The organism is Bacillus licheniformis DSM 13 = ATCC 14580, from assembly GCF_000011645.1.
GTDB classification, from domain to species: domain Bacteria; phylum Bacillota; class Bacilli; order Bacillales; family Bacillaceae; genus Bacillus; species Bacillus licheniformis.
In genome coordinates this window covers 1,621,583-1,641,774 of record NC_006270.3, presented here as the reverse complement: position 1 = coordinate 1,641,774, position 20,192 = coordinate 1,621,583, and the positions used below count along the sequence as shown (strand labels likewise).

Sequence of the window (20,192 nt, the reverse complement as noted above, 5' to 3'; positions counted from 1 at the left end):
GTTTTCTTTTTTGCGACTATCCATAGGGACCTAGAAGCCCCTTACAGGAAAGATGATAAAATGTTCTTTACATTCTTTCAAGAACATAATATAATTCATTTGTTTTATGCCATCAAGCAAAAACGCAAAATAACTCAACGATTTTTGATAAAGAATAGTCTTTAAGGAAATAGCAGGTTTATCATGAAGGTGGGAAAACAATTGTTGCAGCACGAAACACCCCTATATACCGGATTAAAAAAACACGCCGGCAAAAACCCGATCCAGTTCCATATACCGGGGCACAAAAAAGGCTCTGGGATGGACCCTGAATTCAGGGAGTTTATCGGAGAAAATGCATTAAGCATAGATTTAATCAACATCGAGCCTCTCGACGATCTGCACGCGCCGAAAGGAATAATCAAACAGGCGCAGGATCTGGCGGCTGAAGCATTCGGAGCCGACTACACGTTCTTTTCCGTCCAGGGAACGAGCGGCGCCATCATGACGATGGTCATGGCCGTATGCGGACCCGGAGACAAAATCATCGTCCCGAGAAATGTTCATAAATCGGTGATGTCAGCGATCGTCTTCTCAGGCGCCGTACCGATCTTCATCCATCCGGAAATCGACGATGAGCTGGGGATTTCACACGGGATCACCCCTGAATCAGCGAAAAAAGCGCTGCTTGAGCATCCTGACGCAAAAGGACTGCTCGTCATCAACCCGACTTATTTCGGCATAGCTGCAGACTTAAAAAGCATCGTCGAGCTGGCTCATTCTTTTCATGTCCCGGTGCTAGTTGACGAGGCGCACGGCGTTCATATCCACTTCCATGAAGATCTGCCTCTTTCGGCAATGCAGGCCGGAGCGGATATGGCGGCGACGAGCGTTCATAAGCTCGGAGGATCCCTTACACAAAGTTCGATTCTCAATATGAAAGAAGGTCTGGTTTCAAAGGAAAGGGTGCAATCGATTTTAAGCATGCTGACGACGACATCGACCTCCTATCTATTGCTCGCTTCGCTTGATGTCGCCAGAAAACGCTTAGCCACAGAGGGACACGAACTGATCGAACAAACGATTAAGCTCGCCAACGAAACAAGGGAACGCATCAATAATATCAACGGGATTTCATGCGTCGGGAGGGAAATCCTCGGCTCCAAAGCGGCTTTTGACTATGATCCGACCAAATTGATCATATCTGTGAAAGACCTCGGCCTGACCGGTCATGATGTGGAAAAATGGCTGCGCGAGTCATGCCAAATCGAAGTGGAGCTTTCTGACTTATACAACATCCTGTGCATTTTTACACCGGGAGACCGGAAAGAGGATGCAGATGCGTTAATTAAAGGATTAACCGAGATTGCTCAACAGGCCGCTTCATCTGCGGAAAACAGACGCAAGCCTGAAGTGCTTCTGCCAAACATTCCGGCGCTTGCGATGACACCGCGTGACGCTTTTTACGCAAACACGGAGATCATTCCGTTCAAAAAAGCAGCTGGCAGAATGATTGCCGAGTTTGTTATGGTTTATCCGCCAGGGATACCGATCTTCATTCCGGGCGAGATCATTACCGAGGATAATATCAACTACATCGAAAAGAACCTGGAAGCTGGGCTGCCTGTTCAGGGACCGGAAGATGACACCCTCCATATGATCCGCGTTATTAAAGAACAGCAGGCAATCCTGTAAAAACATAAAAGCATGCGGCACTGTAAATGGCCGCATGCTTTTTTCTATTCTTCCTCTTTAAGATGGCAGTTGCACTGTCCGCACGTTCCGTAAAGTATCGTCACTTTCTCATCTTCAAAATGCTGAATGGTTTCATTGCAGTCTTGACAAACGATCGTGCCCATCTTTCATTCCCCTTTTCTTTTCAAAATGGAAGCGTTTAAATTTGTTACCCCTATAATATTATGTCACATTAATATTGTCAACGGTAAATTGTATAACACATTTAAATCATTTTTGCTCTTTTTCTAAAAAAAGGCCATCATGTTATATATGTATTCCTGCTTAAGGTATAAGCAGAACGCTTCCCGGCTGATTCCGACGATGTACCCATCAAACACGCTCAACCTACAACATCTCATAAATAAAACGGCAGTTATCAATTGTGTAACAAATGGGTAACAACGAAAAATTATTTCAATTATCATGATAAAATAGGAATTGTTTACTAATCGAACAGGAAAATCGGCTTGCATTATATAGAGAGGTGAAGAGACGTCATGTGGTTTCGAGCGATATTCACCGCCGCAATTTGTTTCCTTTTTTTGACGAGTGGATGTTCTTTATCTCACATCATGCCTGACCAGCAGCATCAAAGCACCAATCACCGCCACCTCAAGCTCATCTTTTTTTCCGATGACGAGCATATGGAGCAGGAAGTGGCTTATTATGATGCGCTTTTGGATTTAAAAAAAGAATTTCCCGAACAGGTTTCAAGTATGGAAATTTCACATGATAAAGGCGAGTGGAAAAAAGAGGTTAAAGTCTTTCCAAGCTTGCTGCTTGTTAATGATAAGAAAGTACTGGTTAAAATTGAAGGAAAAATAAAAGATAAAGATAAAATTGTAAGGCTTCTTCAAAAGGAATTGAAACATTAAAAGCCCCCTGTGCATGTGTGGAGAGACCCAAATAAATGAGACAAGGAAAAAACACCCCCTGAATCGTATTAATACAATATGATTCTTAGGAGGGTGTTTTTCTATGGGCACAAGAGTACATTACGCAGAAGAAGTAAAATGGGAAGTAATTAAAATGAAACAAGCTGGAATGACAAACAAAGAAATAATGGAACAACTGGGGATAAAAAATAAGACTCAAATTAAAACATGGATGCGATGGTACAAAACAGGCCAAACCTATCGATTTTCGCAACAAGTTGGAAAACAATATTCCTACGGTAAAGAATCGGAGGAAATGAGTGAGCTAGAAGAATTAAAACTAAAGAATAAACAGCTAGAGGCTCAATTGGCAATTATAAAAAAGTACCAGGAGATCGAAAGGAGTTGGAGCCACGAGTCATTGTCCAAGTTGTAGAAGAACTCTCAGCCACTTTTAAAATAATTGATATTCTTGGAGTATTAGGCATACCTAAGTCAACATATTACCGTTGGAAAAAGAAGTATAAAAAAGTTGAGCTAACTTCATTAGAAGAGCTAGTAATCAAGCTGTGTAAGAAAAACTTCTATCACTATGGTCATCGTAAAATTAAATCCATCTTAAACAGAAAGTATGGGATAAATGTAAACCGCAAAACTGTACAAAAAATTATGCAAAAGTTTGAGATTCAGTGTCAAGTTAAGAAGAAGCGACAAAAGTACATTTGTGGTGAGAGTAATATTATTGTGCCGAACACTCTCAATCGTAATTTTAAAGCAAGCCGATTAAATGAAAAATGGGTAACCGACATTACCTACTTACCTTATGGCTCGACTATGTTATATTTATCAACGATTATGGACTTATATAACAACGAAATAGTGGCTTACAAAATAGGTACGAGCCAAGATATTAACCTAGTATTAGACACATTGAGGGAAGCTGTAGAATTACGTAAACCAGTAGGGTTACTTCTTCATAGCGACCAGGGATCTGTCTATACTTCACATGCATATCAGAATTTGGCCAAAGAAAAAGGCATTACCACAAGCATGTCTCGAAAAGGAAACTGCCATGATAATGCCGTCATTGAATCCTTTCACTCCTCGCTAAAGTCGGAAGGATTTAACGCTCAAAGTAGAGCATCTATATCCAATTCTAAAGTAGTACAAATTGTAAATCAATACATGTATCGATATAATCATGTACGAATTCAGGCAAAATTAAACTACCTGTCCCCACTGGAATACAGGGGACAGGCAGCATAGGTGTTTTTTCTAAGTCTCATTTTAACGGGTCAGTTCATGTGCAAGGGGATTTTTTTTCTGCTTCACATGTATCCCGGGCAATTTGTCATGCACCCGAATAAGAGAAAACATAAAAAACCCCCTGCAGAGGGGGTTTTTGATTTATTTTACAACGTGGATCGGCATGCCGATGGCAACTTCTGCAGCTTCCATTGTGATTTCTCCCAATGTAGGGTGAGCGTGGATTGTCATTGCGATATCTTCAGCAGTCATTCCTGCTTCGATTGCCAAGCTCAGCTCAGAAATCATGTCAGAAGCGCTTGCTCCGGCGATTTGTGCACCGATGACTAAGCCGTCTTCTTTGCGTGTTACAAGTTTAAGGAAACCGTCAGTTTCGTTTAATGACAGCGCACGTCCGTTTGCTGCAAACGGGAATTTGGCTGCAGTCACTGAAAGACCTTCTTCTTTAGCCTGTGCTTCAGTGTAGCCTACAGATGCAAGTTCAGGCTCAGAGAATACGACCGCAGGAATTCCAAGATAGTCGATTTCCGCAGCTTCTCCGGCAATCGCTTCAGCAGCAATTTTACCTTCATAAGAAGCTTTATGCGCAAGCGGAGGACCTTCGATGATGTCACCGATCGCATAGATGTTCGGAATGTTTGTACGGCATTGTTTGTCCGTTTTGATGATGCCGCGGTCCGTCATTTCGACGCCGACTTGTTCAAGTCCGAGCTCGTCCGTGTTTGCAACGCGGCCGACAGTGACAAGTACGTAGTCCGCATCGATCGTTTGCTCTTCGCCTTTCACTTCGAACGTAACGGTTACGCCGTCAGCTTTTTCTTCTACGCCTTTAGCCATTGCTTTTGTATGGATTTCAACGTTGCCTTTTTTCTTCAGGTTGCGTTTCACAAGAGAGCTCATTTGCTTCTCAAATCCTGGAAGGATTTCTTCTCCGCCTTCAAGAATGACAACTTCAGTACCGAAGTTTGCATATGCAGTACCGAGCTCTGTTCCGATGTAGCCGCCGCCGATGACAACGAGCTTCTTAGGAATTTCTTTCAGTGCAAGTGCGCCTGTTGAATTCAGTACGCGGTCGCTATATTTGAAGTTTGGCAATTCGATAGGGCGAGAACCTGTTGCAATGATCGCATTTTTGAACGTGTAAGTCTGAGCTGAGTTCTCATCCATCACGCGTACAGAATTGCTGTCTACAAAGTATGCTTCGCCTTTTACGATGTCGACTTTGTTTCCTTTCAGAAGGCCTTCAACACCGCCGGTAAGCTTATTAACGACAGAGGCTTTCCATTCTTGAACCTTTGTAAAGTCAACTTTTACGTTTTCAGCAGTGATCCCCATCTCTTCAGAATGCTTCGCATTCTCATAGCGGTGGCCTGCATTGATAAGCGCTTTTGAAGGGATACATCCGACATTCAGACATACGCCTCCAAGATTGCCTTTTTCGACGATTGTTACTTTTTGTCCAAGCTGAGCAGCGCGGATGGCAGCTACATAGCCGCCAGGTCCCGCACCAATGACAAGAGTATCTGTTTCAATAGGGAAATCTCCTACTACCATTACATTACGCCTCCATTAAAATTAATTGTGGATCGTTCAGCAAACGCTTGATGTGATTCAACGCGTTTTGTGCAGTTGCGCCGTCGATCATACGGTGGTCAAAGCTTAGAGAAAGAGCCAGAACAGGTGCAGCGACGATTTCGCCGTCACGAACGACAGCTTTCTCAGCGATGCGGCCGATTCCAAGGATCGCAACTTCCGGATGGTTGATAACCGGTGTGAACCATTGACCGCCGGCAGAGCCGATATTCGTAATTGTGCAAGAAGCGCCTTTCATTTCAGCAGGAGCAAGTTTGCCTTCGCGTGCTTTTGTCGCAAGCTCGTTGATTTCGTTTGAAATCTCAAAAATCGCTTTGCGGTCCGCATTTTTAACAACCGGCACAAGCAGGCCTTTTTCAGTGTCTGCCGCAATACCGATGTTGTAGTAGTGCTTCTGAATCACTTCATCTGTATTGTCGTCAATTGATGTATTCAGGACTGGATATTTTTTCAGAGCTGATGTCAAAGCTTTTACCACGTAAGGCAGGTAAGTCAGCTTAATTCCTTGATCAGCCGCAACTTGTTTAAACTGCTTGCGGTGAGCGACAAGGTTTGTCACATCGACTTCGTCCATTAATGTAACGTGTGGAGCGGTATGTTTTGAGTTGACCATAGCTTTTGCAATGGCTTTGCGGATTCCGCTCATTTTCTCGCGAGTTTCAGGGAATTCGCCTTCAGGCACTTGAACCGCAGCTGCAGGTTGCTGTGCAGCAGGTTCTGCTTTCTCTTCAGCTTGAGCAGCCTTAGCGTCTCCGGCAGTTCCTCCGTTTAAGAAGCTGTCGATATCTTCTTTCAGAACGCGGCCGTTTTTGCCGGAACCTGAAACATTCACGATATCAACGCCTTTTTCGCGGGCATACTTGCGAACAGATGGCATTGCAATGACGCGCTTATTCGGATCTGCATCCGCTTGCTCGTTTGCTTCCGCTGCTTCTGCAGGTGCATCAGTTTCTTGTTTTTCAGCTTCTTCCGCTTTCGCTTCGCCTGATTCGTCGCCTTTGAATTGAAGATCTTCGTAACCTGGTGCATCAAATGTGATGATCGTCTGCCCAACGGTTGCGACTGTTCCCTCTTCAACTTTTAATTCTAATACTTTTCCTTTAACAGGTGAAGGAATTTCTACAACTGCTTTATCGTTTTGTACCTCTGCCAAAACGTCATCTTCGTTTACCTCGTCGTTTGGCTTGACGAACCATTTCACGATTTCGCCTTCGTGGATTCCTTCCCCGATATCCGGAAGTTTAAATTCAAATGCCACAGTTCTCGACCTCCTAAGATTATTACGTAGTTGATATAGTGGTCGGCCTCTTGTTTAGGCCGACTGTCAGTACACGGCTACAGTTTCTCCGACTGACTGTGGAAATGCATGAAGGGAAAAAGGCTGATATCAGCTTTTCCCTTTTGAATTGTTCAGATCTAATTAAAATTCCAATACTTTTTTCGCAGTTTCAAGCACGTCTTTATGGTTTGGAAGCCATACGCTTTCAGCTTGAGAGAATGCGAATACAGTATCAGGAGCAGTGACGCGAAGCACTGGAGCTTCGAGGCTCAAAATCGCGCGGTCGTTGATTTCGGCAACAACGTTTGCAGCTACTCCAGCCTGTTTTTGCGCCTCTTGAACGACGATTGCGCGGCCTGTTTTTTCTACAGACGCGATGATCGTGTCAATGTCAAGCGGGCTGACTGTGCGAAGGTCGACAACCTCAGCAGATACGCCTTCTTTTTCAAGCTCTTCCGCCGCTTTTAATGACTCGTGAACCATCGCTCCGTATGTGATGATGGAAAGGTCTTTTCCTTCGCGTTTCACATCGGCTTTGCCGATTTCAATTGTGTATTCCTCTTCAGGAACTTCCTGGCGGAATGAACGGTAAAGTTTCATGTGCTCAAGGAAGACAACCGGATCGTTATCGCGGATCGCAGAGATTAAAAGTCCTTTAGCATCGTACGGAGTTGAAGGAATAACGACTTTAAGTCCAGGCTGCTGTGCAACGAGTCCTTCCAAGCTGTCCGCGTGAAGTTCAGGCGTATGAACACCGCCGCCGAACGGAGAACGGATTGTCACCGGAGAATTCCAGCGACCGCCGGAACGGTAGCGCATCCGTGCCATTTGTCCGGAAACAGAGTCCATCACTTCATACACAAAGCCGAAAAATTGAATTTCCATTACAGGACGGAAGCCTTGTAAGCCTAAGCCGAGTGCAAGGCCGCCGATACCAGATTCAGCAAGAGGAGTGTCAAATACGCGATCCTCACCAAACTCTTTTTGCAATCCTTCAGTCGCACGGAACACGCCGCCGTTAACACCGACGTCTTCTCCGAAAACTAAGACATTTTCGTCATTTTTCAGTTCTGTGCGTAACGCATCAGTGATTGCTTGAATCATTGTCATTTGCGCCATGGCTTACTTCGACTCCTTCTCTTTATAAATTTCCTTTTGTTCTACAAGGTTGTAAGGAAGCTCTTCATACATAATGTCGATCAGGTCGGTCACTTTTTGCTTCGGCTCTTCGTCAGCTTTTTTGATCGCCTGCTTGATTTCTTCTTTCGCTTCTTCAATTACCTTGTTTTCTTCTTCTTCAGACCAAAGGCCTTTGTTTTCCAAGAACTTGCGGAAACGGACAAGCGGATCTTTCTGCTCCCACTCATTCTCGATTTCTTTTGTACGGTATTTTGTCGGATCGTCACCGGCCATAGTATGAGGACCGTAACGGAAGCAAAGCGTTTCGATCAGGGTAGGGCCTTCGCCGTTTACAGCGCGCTCGCGTGCTTCGCGTGTCGCAGCGTATACAGCAAGGGCATCCATTCCGTCTACTTGAACGCCGACGATACCTGCAGCCGCAGCTTTTTGGGCGATTGTTTGAGCTGCTGATTGCTTTTCAACAGGTGTTGAAATCGCATAGCGGTTGTTTTGAACAACGAAAATAGCTGGAGCTTTATACGCACCGGCAAAGTTGATTCCTTCGTAGAAGTCACCTTGGGAAGCACCGCCGTCTCCAGTATAGGTGATCGCCACAGCCTGTTTGCCGCGTTTTTTCAAGCCGAGTGCAACGCCAGCCGTTTGGATGTATTGCGCACCAATAATAATTTGCGGTGAAAGCGCATTGACATCGTCAGGCATTTGGTTGCCGCGGAAGTGTCCGCGAGAGAACAAGAATGCTTGATAAAGCGGAAGTCCGTGCCAGATCAGCTGCGGAACATCACGGTAGCCCGGAAGAACGAAGTCTTCTTTTTCAAGCGCGAAATGCGTAGCAATTTGAGAAGCTTCCTGACCGGCAGTCGGCGCGTAGAAGCCAAGGCGGCCTTGTCTGTTCAAAGAAATAGAACGCTGATCCAAAATGCGTGTATACACCATGCGGCGCATTAATTCTTTTAATTGATCATCAGATAGATCCGGCATTGCCGCTTCATTAACGACTTCGCCTTCTTCATTCAAAATTTGAAACGTTTCGAACTGCTTTTTAATGGCATCGAATTGCTTTTTGCTATCAACGATTGCTTTTTTCGTTTTTGCAGCCATATAAAGTCACCTCTTCCTTTCTTTTGACAGTCATAGACGTGTATCCCTTATACATACAGAATTAGGGTGTCCTAAATTGACGGGCGCAACTCATATTTATTTCTTATTAGCCGCTTTGATGGTTGTCGAAACTTTTATGTAAGGACAGCACAACGCGTTCTAAAACTGTATCACTTATAGTTTATGACAAACTAATACAACAAGTTCCACCAAGGCTAAGTTTACACCAGCCGATCATGATCGTCAATCGTTTTCATTCCTGAATTTCAATAAATGTATTCGCTTTATCGGATTTCTGTTTCAGCGTTGTCAAGACTGCTGCAAACTGTTCTAGTATAGATAACAATCTGTATTACAATAGCGATACAGATTTTGTCGAAAAAAAGAGGGCTGAACAATTCAGCCCTCTTTCATCTCAAACCCCGCAGCCTTGTAAAAATCTTTTCTGGCTTTGTTGTAGTCCTTTGTATACTCATTGAAATGCTTGCTTTCTTTCAGCACTTTGTCATACGATTGATTGATTTTTTTCAGCTGCTCCTCAAGGTCATCCAGTTTAAGCCCTTTATTTTTGAGCAGCTTGTACAGCTCTTTGTCAAGGCCGATTGCGTTTTGATAGGCGCCATAAAGAGAGTCGTATGCTTTGTAGCGCTTTTCCATATAAGATGCAGCGTTCTCAGCCTTTTTCCTGACCTTCTGATCATCGATTTTTTCTGCCGACGCTTTATTTGCTTCAAACTCCTGCTTTGCTTCATCTATGCTTTCTTTCTCAGAATTCAAGTGCTTCTCGCGTTTGCCGGCTGTCTTCAGCGCTTTGTCGGAGAGCGCAGCGATCCGGTCAAAATCATCCATATTGAGCCTGATCATTTCCTCGTAAAGCTTCGATTCGGCTTTTTCAAGACTTTTAAGTGAACCCTGCTCTTGTTTAAAAGGCTCTTCCAATTCCACGATCTTCTCCAGCGAGCCGTGAAACGACTCGACAGGATCCTTCCAGAGACAGCCTGTTAATACAAATGCAGCCGTGCAAAAAACGACGATGCCTGCGGGCACCCGCATATTTGAAAATTTCACTATGAACTTCCCCCAATCTCGACAAATTCCACTATAAAATGAATTCGCTTGTTTGACAACAGAAGTCTAAAGATATGGACAAGCCGATATCAGATCGGTATGCAACCGCCTTCGCTTTTAGACCAAACCTTTAGGGAAAATTCCTTGAAGCTGGGCATTCGACTATACAACCTTTGGACTTTTACATAGTTTATATTAGACGCCATGCCTACTAAAAAGAAAAGGCTGTGCGTAAAATAACGGAGGAGGTCTTTATATGTACGGTTATTGCTGCCCTGGATACGGGTACGGCGGCGGTTATGGATACGGCTACGGCCGCACATTCGCTTTGATCGTCGTTCTCTTTATTTTGCTGATTATTGTAGGGGCCGCTTATTTAGGCTGCTAGCCCCTGATGGATCCGTCATGACCAGCCTCCTTTAGGCTGGTCATTTTATCATGCACAGAGATTGCGCGGAAAGAGCAAGATCCGCTATACTTTACATAATGAATCGTTGGGAGTGAAGATGTTGATCACAATGGAAAACATTGTCCGCGACGGTCATCCTGCTTTGAGAACCGTCGCCGAAGAAGTTCAATTGCCAGCAAGCGAAGAAGAAATCAAACAGCTGAGCGAAATGATCGAGTTTGTCAAAAACAGCCAGGACCCCGAAATCGCTAAAAAGTACAACCTTCGTCCTGGTGTCGGTCTAGCCGCTCCGCAAATTAATATCAATAAACGAATGATCGCCGTTCATGCCGAAAGCGAAGACGGGACACTATACAGCTATGCGCTTTTCAATCCGAAGATCGTCAGCCACTCTGTTCAAAGATGCTATTTGACAAGCGGCGAGGGCTGCCTGTCCGTCGACGAGCCGATTCCCGGATATGTTCCGCGCTATGAACGGATCCGAGTCAAAGGAACGACGCTTGAAGGCGAAAACATCGACATCCGCTTAAAAGGATATCCGGCGATCGTATTCCAGCATGAGATCGATCATTTGAACGGCATTATGTTTTACGACCACATCGACAAAGAAAACCCGCTGAAACAACCTGAAAATGCAACGCCTGTAGGCAGGTAAAGTCATAAAAAAAACGGATCATTTCTGATCCGTTTTTTATGATTTCAAAAGTCCGAGCGCTTCCACCGCGTATTGAATGCCGTCTTCATCGACGGGCTTTGTGATAAAGTCGGCTATTTTTTTCAGCTCGGGCACAGCGTTGCCCATCGCTACTCCGGTTCCCGCAAATTCGATCATCTGCAGGTCGTTCAGACCGTCCCCGAACGCATAAGTATCCTCTCTGTCGAACGGAAGTTTTTCAATGACTTTTTTGATTCCTTCCGCTTTCGATCCGCCTGAAGGCAGCACATCTGTGGAGCGCTCGTGCCAGCGGACGAGATCAAACTCTTTAAACCGGCTGTACCGCTCTTCCTCGTCTTGCGTGCAGAACAAGAGGACCTGGAAAATGTCCCTGCCCTTAAAGTAGGTACGATCCTCTTCCGGCGGATTGACTTTTAAGCTGCCGATCCCTTCATCGACGAACGGATGGGCGGCAGTTGTAGAGCGCATCCCCTCTTCCCCCATGAAGACGAGGGGGTGGCCGCAGCTGTCCGAATGCGCAAGCAGCGCTTCTAACGACTGCTCGGCAATGGGATTTTTATAAATGACCTCTCCTTCAAAAACGACATATTGTCCGTTATAAGAGACAAAAGAATCGATGCCCAGTTCTTCAAGAACAGGCCTGACCATAAACGGCGCACGGCCTGACGCGATGAAAACATGATGGCCGTGCGCTTTCAAATCGGAGACGGCCTGTTTTGCGGTGGCGGGAATGCGTTTATTGTGATCATAAATCGTTCCGTCAATATCAAAGAAAATCAGCTTTTTATCCATGGCAGTGAATCCTTCTCCCTTAGCTAGTATGATTGATGGTTCTCCTGTACCATCATACAAAAACTGCGTACGCGAGAAAACCTTTTCACTCCAAAATCAAAACTAAATCAACATGCCAATAATATCCATGTAACAATAGACGGATTCATCATATAATAGAACTAAAGAGATACGGAAGTTACTCAGACAAGTCAGAGAAAGGAGGAACCCGTATGCTTCGCCGTCTGCGGAAAAAATTAAAAAAACAGCTGAATGGCATGATGCGCAGAAAGTCGATTGCCTAAAAGGACCTTCACTCGTGTGGAAGGGTCCTTTTTTTCTCAGGCGCTTTTCTTATGAGCCAATTTCGAATATAATAGAAAGACGAGTCTAACAATCGGCAGTTAAGGAGAGATTTGGATGATCTATAAGGTATTTTATCAAGCAAGCAATGACGAAGTACCTGTTCGTGAAAAAACAGATTCAATTTTTGTGGAAGCTCAATCTGAACGTGAAGTCAGATCTAAATTAAAACCATACAACTACAATATTGAGTTTATACAGCAAGTTGAAGGCGCTTTTTTAGAATATGAAAAGCAAAGCGAAAATTTTAAAGTATTGGAGTTATGAATGAATGAAATTTGTTAAAAATGACCAAACGGCTGTATTTGCCCTTGGAGGACTTGGGGAAATCGGCAAAAACACGTACGGGGTCCAGTTCCAGGACGAGATCGTGCTCATCGATGCGGGGATTAAGTTTCCGGAAGACGAGCTTCTCGGAATCGACTATGTCATCCCTGACTACACTTATTTAGTCAAAAACGAAGAAAAAATCAAAGGTCTTTTTATTACGCACGGACACGAAGACCACATCGGCGGAATTCCGTACCTGCTCAAACAGGTGAACATTCCGGTTTACGGCGGACAGCTCGCCATCGGCCTTCTCAGGAAGAAGCTTGAAGAGCACGGTTTGCTTCGCCAAACAAAGCTTCATATCATTGAAGAAGACGATATCGTCAAATTCAGAAAAACGTCGGTTTCTTTTTTCAGGACGACCCACAGCATTCCGGACTCATACGGGATTGTCGTAAAAACACCGCAAGGAAACATCGTACATACCGGTGACTTTAAATTCGATTTTACACCGGTGGGCGAACCCGCCAACTTGACAAAGATGGCCGAAATCGGAAAAGAAGGCGTGCTTTGCCTGCTGTCAGACAGCACAAACAGTGAAATCCCTGATTTCACGATGTCAGAGCGCAAAGTCGGAGAAAGCATTGATGATATTTTCCGAAAAGTCGAAGGCCGGATCATCTTCGCAACCTTTGCGTCAAACATCCACCGCCTGCAGCAGGTGATCGAAGCGGCTGTTGCAAACGGACGGAAGGTTGCCGTATTTGGGCGAAGCATGGAGTCGGCGATCGAAATCGGCCAAACGCTCGGATATATTAAGTGTCCGAAAAACACTTTCGTTGAAGCGAATGAAATCAACAGGCTCCCTGCCGGGAAAGTGACGATTCTCTGTACCGGAAGCCAAGGCGAACCGATGGCTGCTCTATCTCGAATTGCAAACGGCACACACCGGCAAATCTCCATCAATCCCGGGGATACGGTCGTATTTTCATCATCTCCGATCCCGGGCAATACGATCAGCGTCAGCCGCACGATTAACCAGCTTTACCGGGCGGGTGCCGATGTCATCCACGGAGCTGTGACTAACATTCACACCTCGGGACACGGCGGACAGGAAGAGCAAAAACTGATGCTCCGCCTCATCAAGCCAAAGTTTTTCATGCCGATTCACGGTGAATACAGAATGCAGAAAATGCATGTCAAACTGGCGACAGACTGCGGAATTCCTGAGGAAAACTGCTTTATTATGGACAACGGGGAAGTGCTTGCTTTGACAAGCGAAGAAGCCTCAGTTGCGGGTAAAATCCCGTCAGGCAATGTTTATATTGACGGAAGCGGCATCGGCGACATCGGCAATATCGTGCTTCGCGACCGCCGGATTCTTTCCGAAGAAGGGCTCGTCATTGTCGTTGTCAGCATCAACATGAAAGAATTCAAAGTGTCCGCAGGGCCTGACTTAATTTCCAGAGGATTTGTCTATATGAGAGAATCCGGTGATTTAATCAATGATGCCCAGGAACTGATTGCAGGACACCTTAAAAAAGTGATGGAGCGCAAAACGACACAGTGGTCTGAAATTAAGAACGAGATTACAGACACGCTTGCTCCTTTCCTCTATGAAAAAACAAAACGCCGGCCGATGATCCTTCCGATTATTATGGAAGTCTAATCGCGGATGCGGATACAGCAAAAAACGGATGCACCGGGGTGCATCCGTTTTTTTATGGTTGAACCGGGATATGCCTGAACGCTTTAACATCAAACAATCCTTCCGTTGTCATTTTAATGTCGGGAATGACCGGAAGCGCTAAAAAAGAAAGCGTCAGAAAAGGATTAAACGCTCCTGAAAATCCTGTCTCTGTTATTGCCGCGTGGAGAGATTTCAAGCTTTCGTTGACCGTCTCAAGCGGTTTGTCCGACAAGAGGCCGGCGATCGGCAGTGCGACGGATTGAAGCTCCTTCCCTCCTTTGGCAATGGTGAGGCCTCCTCCGATTTCTCCGAGGCGTTCAATCGCTTTTAAAATGTCTTGATCATTTGTACCGACAGCGATTAAATTGTGGGAATCATGAGAAATGGTTGTCGCGATGGCGCCTTCTTTTAAACCGAAGCCTCTGACTACGCCGAGTCCGATTTCTTTAACGCCGCGATGGCGCTCAACCACTGCAATTTTCAACAGATCGCTTTCCAGATCCGGCTGAAAAAAAGCTCCGCTTTTCGGCTTGGCCAGGGACAGCTTTGTTTCGAGCTGATTGGGGATAATGTCAATAACCCTGATTTCATTCTCTTGAACGATCGGAATTTGCAGATCGTTCTCATGTAAATCAGACAGATGCACAGATTGAAGCAGACCGGATGCCGCTTTGCCGCCCGTCGATTGGCTTTGCTCTGTCCCGCTCCAGATCACGCCGTTAATCATCGTCTTTGTAATGCTCACGTTCTCAAAATCGCTGATGAAAAGAAGATCTGCGTCATAACCCGGGGCGACCGCTCCCTTCGTCTTTAACCCGAAGCATTCCGCTGCATTCAGGCTGCCCATTTGATATGCGAGAAACGGGTCAAGCCCCTCTTGAATGGCAAGCTTGACCTGGTAGTTAATGCTTCCTTCATCGACCAGTTCGTCCAGATGCTTATCATCCGTACAGAAAAAGAAGCGTCTCACATTTTTCTCGTTGACCGCAGGTAAAACATGACGCGTATTCTTTGCCGCAGAACCTTCTCTCAGCATGACGTACATCCCTCTTCTCACTCGTTCAAGCGCCTCTTCAGGTGTTGTGACCTCATGGTCTGTAAGCACGCCCGCCGCTCTGTAGACATTGACAAACCCGGCTGACAAGCCGGCCAGATGCCCGTCGATCCGCTTGCCCGCTTTATCGGCATCAATGAGCTTTTGCACCATATCCGGCTCTCCAGCTTCAACGGCCACATAGTCCATCACTTCCGCAAGCCCGAGCACCTCTTCGCGGCTGTAAAAAGGATGTAAATCCGCGGCGTTCAAAATCGCACCCGATTTTTCGAATGGTGCCGCAGGCACACAAGAAGGGAGCATAAAATAAATGTTCAGCCTGGTCATCTCAGCCTGCTCCAACATGAACTCAAGACCCTTCACACCTGAGACATTCGCGATTTCGTGGGGATCGGTGACAACGGTTGTCACACCGTGGGGAATCACCGCTTTAGCGAATTCGGGCGGCGTCACCATCGAGGACTCAATATGGACATGACCGTCGATAAAGCCGGGAACGATCATTTGTCCCTCAGCGTCAATGATATTTCCCCCCTCATATTCGCCCAAGCCGACGATGGCCCCGTCTGTGATGGCAATGTCCGTCTCCAACCATTCCTGATTAAAAACATCCATGATTTTTCCGTTTTTAATTACAGTTTCCGCTTTTTTGCGATGACTGGCGGCGCCAAGCCGGCGAATGAACATCTCTTTGTCCAAAGGTATATGTCCCCTCTCTTTTTTATATGTATATGGTTCAATATCGTAGCCGAATCGCTTGAAACAGTCAATGAAAAGATCAAAAAAACCGCGGGCTGTGGGGTTCCCGCGGTTAATCGGTGGCATTTTAATGTTGAAAGACTTTTTTTTCAAATCTCTCAATGTCAGGATTTGAGCCGATGACGATTAAAATATCGTCTTTCTGAATTTCTTCAGTGGCAAGCGGAGATACGATGACTTCCTTTCCCCGCTTGATCGCAACAATATTAATTCCGTATCTGGCCCGGATATCAAGGTCAAGCAGTGTATTTCCGGCCAGTTTGCCGTTCGCTGCGATTTCGACAAGGCTGTGTTCATCAGAAAGTTCCAGATAATCAAGCACATTGTTGGAGACGATGTTGTGGGCGATCCTTTTTCCCATTTCACGCTCCGGGTGAACGATCCGGTCCGCTCCGATTTTGGATAATACTTTTTCATGATAATCGTTTTGAGCTTTTACGGTAATCATTTTCACACCAAGCTCTTTTAAGATCAGCGTTGTCAAAATGCTCGCTTGAATGTTCTCCCCGATCGCTACAATGACATGGTCAAAATTGCGCAGTCCAAGGTTTTTCAGCACAGATTCGTCTGTAGTGTCTCCTATCACAGCATGTGTTGCAATTTTGGCGTATTCGTTTACGCGATCTTCATCTCTGTCGATCGCCATTACTTCAAGCCCTTCTTCACTCAATGCTTTGCAAATGCTGCCGCCGAACCGGCCGAGTCCAATTACTGCAAATTCTTTTTTCATCGGTAATTCCTCCATGGGTCAATCTTGAACAAATTCTATCATATGAAGTGGAATTTTTCCTCTTTTATTTTATAGTTGCGCGGCTGCAGCATCCTTGCTGAATGTCGTTCTCTTCGGACGCCGCACCTTTATCGACCGGAAGCAAAATGTGGAATGTGCTTCCCTCGCCCAATTTGCTGTCGATTTTCATTTCTCCGTTGTGGGCGCCGATGATATTCAGGCAAATTGTCAGCCCAAGACCTGTCCCTTCTTCTTTCGTTGAGAAGAAAGGCTCCCCGAGCTTTGCCAAGTCGGCTTGGGAAATGCCCCCGCCTTCGTCTTTGATGCTGATTTTCACACAGTCTCCTTCTGCCTTTGAGGAAATCGTAATTTTACCGCCGTCAGGCATCGCTTCTATCCCGTTTTTAATTAAATTGATGAATACCTGTTTGATTTGATTTTCATCACCGTTTATTTCCCACTCCTCCCCGTGCTGAAACGCTTTTTCGATCTTAATGTGGGAAAGCACGGCGTTCGTCTCAAGAAGCGTTGCCACTTGCTGAAGAACCGAATTGATTTTGATCTTTTTAAATTGAACCTGGTGCGGTTTGGCCAGCACAAGCAGTTCTCCGAGCACAGAATCGATTCGTTTAATCTCTGAGAAAATAATGTCAAAGTAATCTTTCCGGTCAGGATATTCCGCTTTCATCAGCTGCAAAAATCCGTTTACAGATGTCAGCGGGTTCCTGACTTCGTGAGCGATCCCCGCTGCGAGCTGCCCGGCCATCGCCAGCTTTTGAGACTGCATGGCCAGCCGCTGATTCGACTTAAACAGTTCCATCTCCGCTTTTTTCCGTTCTGTCACATCAGTCAGCGTCCCCAAGCTGCCCGTAAATTGACCGTTTTTATAATAAAGTTTATAGTGAACTTCGCCCCAGAACTTGCTCCCGTCTTTGCGATGGTAGAGCACCTCGATCCTGCCTTCGGGCTCCTTGTTCTTCAACTGGGCGATCAGGTGATTCGAGATCCGTTCTTCATGGTCAAAATAATCGTTGTACATCGTTCCAAGGCTCTCTTCGACACTGTATCCGGTCAGGGTTGTCCACGCCTGATTCAGAAATGTAATGTATCCTATCCGGTCCGTTTGAAAGACGATTTCCTGAAGATTATCCATTATGCGGTTGGTTTCTGAGGAAAGCTCTTTATATTTCTTTTCGCTTTCCTTCAATTTATAGACAAGCTGATTTGACTCATCGATATAAAGTGTGAGCCACCAAACGCTGATTAATGTCACCAGCGTAAACAGCAGATCAACCGTCCAATTGATTTTATTTCCCAACACCCCATAGAATAAAAAATTCCAAAACATGATAAAAGTCATTGCCAGCACGGTTGCAATGATTCGTCCTTGATATCTTTTCATACCCCCACCTGCCACTTGTATTTCTCAGTCAATTGTAACATTCTTTACACCACATTTGAGAGGATTGTTCGAAGTATTTATCGTCTCTATGGCTGAATTTTTCAGTGACGGCGGTTTTATCTGCTCCCGGCGCAAGAAAAAGCCCTTCTGATGAAGGGCGTCGAATGTTATGCTTTCACTCCGTTTAAGGCAGCTTTGATTTCTTCCAAAAGCAATTCGGCCCCTTCAGGACTGAGCGTAATTTTCCCGTTTCCATACTCGCGGTTTTCAGAAGTGATTTCACCGGTCATCAGACACACACCGTGCGGTTTATATTTTTTCAGGACGATTTTATCTTGGTCGACAAAGAATTCGATGCTGTCCTTGATCGAGATATCCAAAGCTCTTCTCAATTCAATCGGCATCACGATCCTGCCGAGTTCGTCTACTTTTCTCACAACTCCTATTGCTTTCAAAACTTTCGCCTACTTCCTCTATTGTTTCTATTTTTCTAAGATATTGTCTTAGCATAACGATAGACGAATGAAGACTGAAAAAGGTTTCCCTTATCAAGCGTTTCTTCGACAAAAATCCGGTCATAAAAATGAAATAATTTTCTCATCATGTAAATATGAGGACAGCATTTTACAGATTGGTTTCAAAATCGTCACAAACCCCCAAAAATCGCCGATGATTTGAGAAAATTTAAATGAAATTCATTTTTTCAGCACGAAGAAAATTTCGTTTTTCGGAAAAATTTTAAATAGAGATTGGGTGAAAACATGTTTCAAACAACCGAGATCGGAATTGATCTAGGCACAGCTAACATATTGGTTTACAGCAAAAACAAAGGAATCATTTTAAATGAGCCTTCCGTCGTCGCCGTGGACACGGAAACAAAGAGCGTATTGGCGGTCGGCACAGAAGCCAAAAACATGATCGGAAAAACGCCGGGAAAAATCGTCGCGGTCAGGCCGATGAAAGACGGAGTCATCGCCGATTATGACATGACGACAGACCTCTTGAAGCAGATTATGAAAAAAGCCGGAAAGAACATCGGCTTTACGTTCAGAAAGCCGAGCGTCGTCGTCTGCACGCCGTCCGGCTCAACCGCTGTTGAAAGGCGCGCGATCAGCGATGCTGTCAAAAACTGCGGAGCCAAACAAGTCCATTTGATAGAGGAGCCTGTCGCCGCCGCCATCGGCGCAGATCTGCCTGTCGATGAACCTGTCGCAAACGTTGTCGTCGATATCGGCGGCGGCACGACAGAAGTGGCGATCATTTCATTCGGAGGCGTTGTCTCGTGCCACTCGATCCGGATCGGCGGTGATCAGCTTGATGAAGACATCGTGTCATTCGTCAGAAAAAAATACAACCTGCTGATTGGTGAACGGACGGCCGAAGAAGTCAAAATTGAGATCGGCTACGCATTGATTGACCATGAGACGAAAACGATGGAAGTCAGAGGACGCGACCTTGTTACAGGCCTGCCGAAAACGATTACCCTGGAATCGAAAGAAATTCAGAAGGCGATGCGCGAATCGCTCCTGCATATTATCGAAGCCATCAGAGCGACGCTAGAAGACTGTCCTCCGGAGCTGAGCGGAGACATTGTCGACCGGGGCGTGATTTTGACCGGAGGAGGCGCGCTTTTGAACGGCATCAAAGAATGGCTGTCACAGGAAATCGTTGTGCCCGTGCATGTTGCTGCAAATCCGCTTGAATCTGTCGCTATCGGAACGGGTCGTTCTCTCGAAGTGATCGATAAATTGCAAAAAGCGGCTAAATAATTTTTGTTTTCGCGTCTTTTTTCCCGGCTTCTTTCATATCGTGAGGAATGGAGAAACGATAAGGAGGAAGACCATGCTTAGAGATATGGGAAGACGCCTGGCCATCACCGTTATTTTAAGCGGTATTATTCTCGGGGGGATGAGCATCTCCCTTGCAAACATGCCAAGCTCGCCCCCCGGCCAAACGGCCAAAATCAACCGTTAAAAAAGAAGCAGCCTGAACCGGGCTGCTTCTTTTTTTCTTTTCAATCAAATATTTGATAT

20 protein-coding genes are annotated in these 20,192 nt (G+C 45.4%); 9 read left to right on the top strand and 11 right to left on the bottom strand.

Annotation, left to right across the window (positions count from 1 at the left end; translation table 11 throughout):
* Positions 1–201: 201 nt before the first annotated feature.
* Positions 202–1,674 (top strand): aminotransferase class I/II-fold pyridoxal phosphate-dependent enzyme, encoded by a 1,473-nt coding sequence (locus TRNA_RS29835; RefSeq protein WP_026080863.1) that lies wholly within the window; start codon positions 202–204, stop codon positions 1,672–1,674.
* Between the two features lie 44 nt (positions 1,675–1,718).
* Here the strand turns inward: TRNA_RS29835 and TRNA_RS43235 are convergent, their stop codons facing one another.
* Complete coding sequence (locus TRNA_RS43235; protein WP_003181418.1) at positions 1,719–1,838, bottom strand: GapA-binding peptide SR1P; 120 nt, start codon at positions 1,836–1,838, stop codon at positions 1,719–1,721.
* A 522-nt stretch (positions 1,839–2,360) separates the two neighbouring features.
* On the opposite strand from TRNA_RS43235, the gene TRNA_RS44120 reads away from it, so the two are divergent.
* Positions 2,361–2,591 carry a hypothetical protein gene (locus TRNA_RS44120; RefSeq protein ID WP_223307093.1) on the top strand — a complete coding sequence of 77 codons (231 nt, stop codon included), beginning with the start codon at positions 2,361–2,363 and terminating at the stop codon, positions 2,589–2,591.
* Between the two features lie 103 nt (positions 2,592–2,694).
* Positions 2,695–3,857 (top strand): IS3 family transposase gene (locus tag TRNA_RS29820; RefSeq protein WP_085959889.1). Its coding sequence is split into 2 segments (ribosomal slippage): positions 2,695–2,971 and positions 2,971–3,857, totalling 1,164 coding nucleotides; the frame shifts between segments, so codons are not numbered across the junction.
* Between the two features lie 141 nt (positions 3,858–3,998).
* On the opposite strand, the gene lpdA is transcribed toward TRNA_RS29820, so the two are convergent.
* The 5 genes from lpdA to TRNA_RS29795 form a co-directional block, all read right to left on the bottom strand.
* Entirely contained in the window at positions 3,999–5,411 is a 1,413-nt protein-coding gene (lpdA, locus tag TRNA_RS29815; protein ID WP_003181410.1) for a dihydrolipoyl dehydrogenase, read from the bottom strand.
* Positions 5,412–5,415: 4 nt separating this feature from the next.
* Positions 5,416–6,708 carry a dihydrolipoamide acetyltransferase family protein gene (locus TRNA_RS29810; RefSeq protein ID WP_003181409.1) on the bottom strand — a complete coding sequence of 431 codons (1,293 nt, stop codon included), beginning with the start codon at positions 6,706–6,708 and terminating at the stop codon, positions 5,416–5,418.
* A 162-nt stretch (positions 6,709–6,870) separates the two neighbouring features.
* Complete coding sequence (gene pdhB / locus TRNA_RS29805; protein WP_003181406.1) at positions 6,871–7,848, bottom strand: pyruvate dehydrogenase complex E1 component subunit beta; 978 nt, start codon at positions 7,846–7,848, stop codon at positions 6,871–6,873.
* A gap of 3 nt (positions 7,849–7,851) precedes the next feature.
* A complete protein-coding gene (gene pdhA, locus TRNA_RS29800) occupies positions 7,852–8,967 on the bottom strand; it encodes a pyruvate dehydrogenase (acetyl-transferring) E1 component subunit alpha (protein WP_003181403.1) in 1,116 nt (371 codons plus the stop codon).
* A 399-nt stretch (positions 8,968–9,366) separates the two neighbouring features.
* Entirely contained in the window at positions 9,367–10,035 is a 669-nt protein-coding gene (locus TRNA_RS29795; protein WP_003181401.1) for a YkyA family protein, read from the bottom strand.
* Between the two features lie 256 nt (positions 10,036–10,291).
* Here TRNA_RS29795 and TRNA_RS43230 point away from each other — a divergent pair, with 256 nt between their 5' ends.
* Both TRNA_RS43230 and def read left to right on the top strand, forming a co-directional pair.
* Positions 10,292–10,423, top strand: a complete 132-nt coding sequence (locus TRNA_RS43230) for a YjcZ family sporulation protein (RefSeq protein ID WP_003181399.1) — start codon at positions 10,292–10,294, stop codon at positions 10,421–10,423.
* 121 nt (positions 10,424–10,544) lie between these two features.
* Complete coding sequence (def, locus tag TRNA_RS29785) at positions 10,545–11,099, top strand: peptide deformylase (protein ID WP_011197950.1); 555 nt, start codon at positions 10,545–10,547, stop codon at positions 11,097–11,099.
* 36 nt (positions 11,100–11,135) lie between these two features.
* Here the strand turns inward: def and TRNA_RS29780 are convergent, their stop codons facing one another.
* Complete coding sequence (locus tag TRNA_RS29780; protein ID WP_011197949.1) at positions 11,136–11,912, bottom strand: Cof-type HAD-IIB family hydrolase; 777 nt, start codon at positions 11,910–11,912, stop codon at positions 11,136–11,138.
* Between the two features lie 399 nt (positions 11,913–12,311).
* Here TRNA_RS29780 and TRNA_RS29775 point away from each other — a divergent pair, with 399 nt between their 5' ends.
* Entirely contained in the window at positions 12,312–12,521 is a 210-nt protein-coding gene (locus TRNA_RS29775; RefSeq protein WP_003181393.1) for a DNA-dependent RNA polymerase subunit epsilon, read from the top strand.
* A 4-nt stretch (positions 12,522–12,525) separates the two neighbouring features.
* Entirely contained in the window at positions 12,526–14,193 is a 1,668-nt protein-coding gene (gene rnjA / locus TRNA_RS29770) for a ribonuclease J1 (RefSeq protein WP_003181391.1), read from the top strand.
* Between the two features lie 52 nt (positions 14,194–14,245).
* Here rnjA and ade read toward each other — a convergent pair whose 3' ends face one another.
* The 4 genes from ade to TRNA_RS29750 form a co-directional block, all read right to left on the bottom strand.
* A complete protein-coding gene (ade, locus tag TRNA_RS29765) occupies positions 14,246–15,967 on the bottom strand; it encodes an adenine deaminase (RefSeq protein WP_011197948.1) in 1,722 nt (573 codons plus the stop codon).
* A gap of 127 nt (positions 15,968–16,094) precedes the next feature.
* A complete protein-coding gene (locus TRNA_RS29760; protein WP_003181388.1) occupies positions 16,095–16,757 on the bottom strand; it encodes a potassium channel family protein in 663 nt (220 codons plus the stop codon).
* Between the two features lie 64 nt (positions 16,758–16,821).
* Positions 16,822–18,159 carry an ATP-binding protein gene (locus tag TRNA_RS29755; protein WP_011197947.1) on the bottom strand — a complete coding sequence of 446 codons (1,338 nt, stop codon included), beginning with the start codon at positions 18,157–18,159 and terminating at the stop codon, positions 16,822–16,824.
* 167 nt (positions 18,160–18,326) lie between these two features.
* Positions 18,327–18,614 (bottom strand): AbrB/MazE/SpoVT family DNA-binding domain-containing protein, encoded by a 288-nt coding sequence (locus tag TRNA_RS29750; protein WP_003181383.1) that lies wholly within the window; start codon positions 18,612–18,614, stop codon positions 18,327–18,329.
* Between the two features lie 306 nt (positions 18,615–18,920).
* Between TRNA_RS29750 and mreBH the strand changes: the two genes are divergently transcribed.
* Both mreBH and TRNA_RS43600 read left to right on the top strand, forming a co-directional pair.
* Positions 18,921–19,928 carry a rod-share determining protein MreBH gene (gene mreBH, locus TRNA_RS29745; RefSeq protein ID WP_003181381.1) on the top strand — a complete coding sequence of 336 codons (1,008 nt, stop codon included), beginning with the start codon at positions 18,921–18,923 and terminating at the stop codon, positions 19,926–19,928.
* Positions 19,929–20,001: 73 nt separating this feature from the next.
* A complete protein-coding gene (locus TRNA_RS43600) occupies positions 20,002–20,133 on the top strand; it encodes a protein YkpC (protein WP_003181378.1) in 132 nt (43 codons plus the stop codon).
* Positions 20,134–20,192 lie beyond the last annotated feature (59 nt).